The organism is Pseudomonas sp. DE0010 (genome assembly GCF_007680745.1).
GTDB classification, from domain to species: domain Bacteria; phylum Pseudomonadota; class Gammaproteobacteria; order Pseudomonadales; family Pseudomonadaceae; genus Aquipseudomonas; species Aquipseudomonas parafulva_B.
This window is the reverse complement of sequence record NZ_VEJQ01000183.1, coordinates 1-284: the sequence shown is the minus strand read 5'-3', so window position 1 is coordinate 284 and position 284 is coordinate 1. Positions and strand designations below refer to the sequence as shown.

At 63.4% G+C, this 284-nt stretch carries 1 protein-coding gene; it reads right to left on the bottom strand.

What is annotated here, in order from left to right:
* A partial coding sequence (locus FS767_RS22165; protein ID WP_305986795.1) for a helix-turn-helix domain-containing protein occupies positions 1-284 on the bottom strand: 284 nt, incomplete at both ends.

The window sequence follows — 284 nt, the reverse complement described above, 5'->3', positions numbered from 1 at the left end:
ACCGTCGTGTGATCGCGTCCGCCAAAGGCGTCGCCGATTTCCGGCAGGCTGTGGTTGGTCAGCTCCTTGGACAGCGCCATGGCGACCTGCCGCGGCCGGGCGACCGAACGCGAGCGGCGTTTGGACAGCAGATCGGCGATCTTGATCTTGTAGTACTCGGCCGCGGTGCGCTGGATGTTGTCGATGCTGACCAGCTTGTCCTGCAGTGCCAGGAGATCCTTGAGCGATTCGCGGATCAGCTCGATGGTGATGTCGCGGCCCATGAAGTGGGCATGGGCGATCAC